The following is a 3,893-nucleotide window of genomic DNA, read 5'->3' on the forward strand; positions in this document are numbered from 1 at the left end:
TCTTCGCGAAGCCGTTATGCTTGCCGCCAACATTGGCGTGAAACGACGAAAAAAATGAATGACTGGTTTGATTTTTCCGATGCCAGCATGGCGCTGCTTGCGCGTGCCGATGCCGGCCGGGCGCTGGACGAAGACCTCGGAACTGGCGACCTGACAGCCGGCCTCGTGGACCCGGGGCAACGCAGCCAGGCCCGCGTGCTGGCGCGTGAAGCCGCGGTGATTTGCGGTCAGCCCTGGGTGGAGGCGACATTGCAGCGGCTGGATCCGCAGGCCGAACTTGTCTGGCATGTGCGTGATGGCCAGGCCTGCAACGCCAACCAGGTCATTCTGGAAATCCGGGGAAATTCGCGCGGGCTGCTCAGCGGCGAGCGCACCTTGCTTAATTTCCTGCAGCTGCTCAGCGCGGTAGCCACGCAAACCGCGGCCTATGTGCGGGCTGTGGAGGCGGTGGCAGGCAACCACGCGCGCATCGTGGACACCCGCAAGACCCTGCCCGGTTTGCGGCTGGCGCAAAAATACGCGGTGCGCTGCGGTGGCGGCAGCAACCACCGCATCGGCCTGTACGACGCGGTGCTGATCAAGGAAAACCACATCGCGGCCGCCGGTGGCGTCACGGCTGTTTTGCAGCGTGCTGCCGAAGTGGCTGCCCGGGCGACTTTTGTCGAGATCGAGGTCGAGACCCTGGCCCAGCTGGAAGAAGCCCTCGCCGCCGGCGCCCAAATGATTTTGCTCGACAACATGGACCTGGTGCAGCTCCGCGAGGCGGTGCGCATCACCGCGGGCCGGGCGATTCTGGAAGTGTCGGGCGGCGTCGGGCTGGACACGGTTGCCGGCATTGCCGCCACCGGGGTGGACCGCATTTCCATCGGGGCCCTGACCAAAGACATCAAGGCGATTGATTTTTCCATGCGGTTTACGCAGCTATGAGGCCTGCCATGAGTGACGCCGCAAGCCCTGCCCGGTCCCTGGTGCGCATTGACTATGAGCAACCCTCCTGCCCGACGCGCCATGCCTGGGCGCGGGTGCCGGTGGAGCCGGCGCAGGACGAGCGCGCCGCGCTCAAGGACCGGATTCGCCGCCTGCTGAAGGAGCGAAATGCTGTCATGGTGTCGCACTACTACGTGCACCCGGACCTGCAGGACCTGGCCGAGGAAACCGGCGGGCTGGTCAGCGACTCGCTGGAGATGGCACGTTTCGGGCGCGACCACCCGGCAACCACGCTGGTGGTGTCGGGCGTGCGTTTCATGGGTGAGACCGCAAAAATCCTCTCACCCGAAAAACGCGTGCTGATGCCCGACCTCGAAGCCACCTGTTCGCTGGATCTCGGTTGCCCGGTGGACGAATTCAGCGCCTTCTGCGATGCCCATCCGGACCGCACGGTGGTGGTCTATGCGAACACCAGCGCTGCCGTGAAGGCGCGTGCCGACTGGCTGGTGACCTCGAGTTGCGCGTTGGACATCGTCAGGGCATTGAAGGAGCAGGGCCAGAAAATTCTGTGGGCACCCGACAGGCACCTGGGCGCCTATATCCAGCATGAAACCGGCGCCGACATGCTGATGTGGAACGGCAGCTGCATCGTGCATGACGAGTTCAAGGCCTTTGAACTCGAGGCGCTGAAAAGGGAACATCCGAAGGCCAAAGTGCTGGTGCATCCGGAGTCGCCGGCGGATGTGGTCGCGCTGGCCGACGCGGTGGGTTCGACCTCGGGCATCCTCAAGGCGGCCCGCGAGATGGATGCCCATGAATTCATCGTTGCCACCGACAACGGCATGATGCACAAGCTGCGCACGCTGAACCCCGGCAAGGTGTTTATCGAAGCACCAACGGCCGGCGACAGCGCCACCTGCAAAAGCTGCGCGCACTGCCCCTGGATGGCGATGAACGGGCTGGCTGGCCTGGCGCAGGTGTTGCAGGCCTTGAGCCCGGAGGTGCATGTGGACCCCGCCCTGGGCGTGCGGGCCCGCCTGCCGATAGACCGCATGCTGGCGTTCACCGCGGCGCAGCGCGTCGGGCAGCCGGTGAGTGGGCTGGTGCCGCGCATCGGCGCGGCCTGATACCGGCCAGCTCAGTGCCGGCGTGGTGCGCCTGGACGACCTGCCGCGGGTGCAGGCGCTGGCCTTTGTGAACAGCCTGCGCGGCTGGCTGGACGCAGACCTGGACCCGCACCGCGGATGACAGCGCGGGGTTCAGGCTTTGGACGGCACCAGCACGGTGGGCACGGCCACCGCGTCGGTTTGCGGATAGTCGCGGCTGAAGTGCAGGCCGCGGCTTTCGTGGCGTGACTGCGCCGAACGCACGATCAGCTCGGCCACCTGCACCAGGTTGCGCAGTTCCAGCAAATCCCGCGTGACGCGGAAGTGGGCGTAAAACTCGTCAATCTCTGACTGCAGCAGCGCAATGCGGTGCGCGGCGCGTTCCAGCCGCTTGTTGGTGCGTACGATGCCCACGTAATTCCACATCAGCCGGCGCAGCTCGTCCCAGTTGTGGGCAATCACCACCTGCTCGTCGGCATCGGTCACCTGGCTCTCGTCCCAGGCCGGGAGCAAAGCCTGTGAATCATTTTGGCCTTCAGCCCTTATGTGGCTGGCGTTGGCAGCTTCCGATTTAATAACATTTGCGACTTCCTGCGCAAACACCACACACTCCACCAGCGAGTTGCTGGCCAGCCGGTTGGCGCCATGCAGGCCGGTGCAGGCGGTTTCACCGGCGGCGTAAAGGTTCGCGATGTCGGTGCGTCCGGCCAGGTCGGTCAGCACGCCGCCGCAGGTGTAGTGGGCAGCCGGCACCACGGGAATCGGCTGGCGCGCGATGTCGATGCCGAGCGACAGGCAGCGTGCGTGGATGGTCGGAAAGTGTTCGCGCACAAAAGCCTCACCCTTGTGGGAGATGTCCAGAAAAACACAGTCGACGCCGTGTTTTTTCATCTCGAAATCGATCGCACGGGCCACCACGTCGCGCGGCGCCAGCTCGGCCCGTTCGTCGTGGACGGGCATGAAGCGCGCGCCGCCGACCGAATCCGGCAGGCGCAGGATGCCGCCTTCGCCGCGGACCGCTTCGCTGATCAAAAAGGACTTGGCCTCGGGGTGATACAGGCAGGTCGGGTGGAACTGGATGAACTCCATGTTGCCGATGCGGCAGCCGGCGCGCCAGGCGGCGGCGATGCCGTCGCCGGTGGCGGTGTCGGGGTTGCTGGTGTAGAGGTAAACCTTGCCGGCGCCGCCGGTGGCCAGCAGGGTGTGGCGCGCCGCAAAGGTGCGGACGATGCTGCTGCTGCTGCTTCCTGTGCCGTCGTCGCGGCTGTCCAGTGCGTACAGGCCGACGCAGCGCGGACGACCGGTGGCGCTGTCGTTCTGGATGATCAGGTCAACCAGCGTGGTTTGTTCAAACACGTCGATCGCCGGATGCGCGCGTACTGCGGCAATCAGGCTTTCCTGTACGACAGCACCTGTGGCATCGGTCGCATGCACGATGCGCCTGTGGCTGTGCCCGCCTTCGCGCGTGAGGTGCAACGCCTGTTCGGCACCGGGCTCCTGCGTGAAAGCCACACCGTGGGCCTGCAGCCAGGCAATCGCCGCCGGCGCGCCTTCCACCACCTGCGTTGTGGCGGCTTCGTCGGACAGCCAGGCGCCCGCCACCTGCGTATCTGCGATGTGGGCTGCAAAGCTGTCGCCTTCCTCGCCTTGCGCCAGCACGGCCGCAATGCCGCCCTGGGCCCACCCGCTGGCGCCATCGGCCAGCTTGCCTTTGGTCAGTACGGCGACGCGAAGCGGGGTGGAGTCCGCAGCGCCTCCTTCAACCAGCTTCAGCGCCGTGCTGAGCCCTGCCAGGCCGCTGCCAACAATCAGCACATCAAACGTGTTTGGTGAGGTCTCGGACGGCGTGCTGCCGCCCGA

At 65.7% G+C, this 3,893-nt stretch carries 4 protein-coding genes; 3 read left to right on the forward strand and 1 reads right to left on the reverse strand.

Going from position 1 to position 3,893, the window contains the following annotated elements; all coding sequences use genetic code 11:
- Positions 1-54 precede the first annotated feature (54 nt).
- The 3 genes from nadC to B7G53_RS22965 are packed head-to-tail and all read left to right on the forward strand — an operon-like array spanning position 55 to position 2,175.
- Positions 55-927, forward strand: a complete 873-nt coding sequence (gene nadC, locus B7G53_RS22165; RefSeq protein WP_096671786.1) for a carboxylating nicotinate-nucleotide diphosphorylase — start codon at positions 55-57, stop codon at positions 925-927.
- Positions 928-935: 8 nt separating this feature from the next.
- Complete coding sequence (gene nadA, locus B7G53_RS22170; RefSeq protein WP_096671787.1) at positions 936-2,054, forward strand: quinolinate synthase NadA; 1,119 nt, start codon at positions 936-938, stop codon at positions 2,052-2,054.
- Positions 2,023-2,175: a hypothetical protein gene (locus tag B7G53_RS22965; RefSeq protein WP_441339015.1), complete on the forward strand. Its 153-nt coding sequence runs from the start codon at positions 2,023-2,025 to the stop codon at positions 2,173-2,175. Before nadA ends, B7G53_RS22965 begins: the two co-directional genes overlap by 32 nt.
- Positions 2,176-2,186: 11 nt before the next feature.
- Here B7G53_RS22965 and nadB read toward each other — a convergent pair whose 3' ends face one another.
- On the reverse strand, positions 2,187-3,848 hold the full coding sequence (gene nadB / locus B7G53_RS22175; protein ID WP_096671788.1) for an L-aspartate oxidase: 1,662 nt from the start codon (positions 3,846-3,848) through the stop codon (positions 2,187-2,189).
- Positions 3,849-3,893: the final 45 nt, after the last annotated feature.

Source organism: Polaromonas sp. AET17H-212, from assembly GCF_002379085.1.
Classification (GTDB): domain Bacteria; phylum Pseudomonadota; class Gammaproteobacteria; order Burkholderiales; family Burkholderiaceae_C; genus Polaromonas.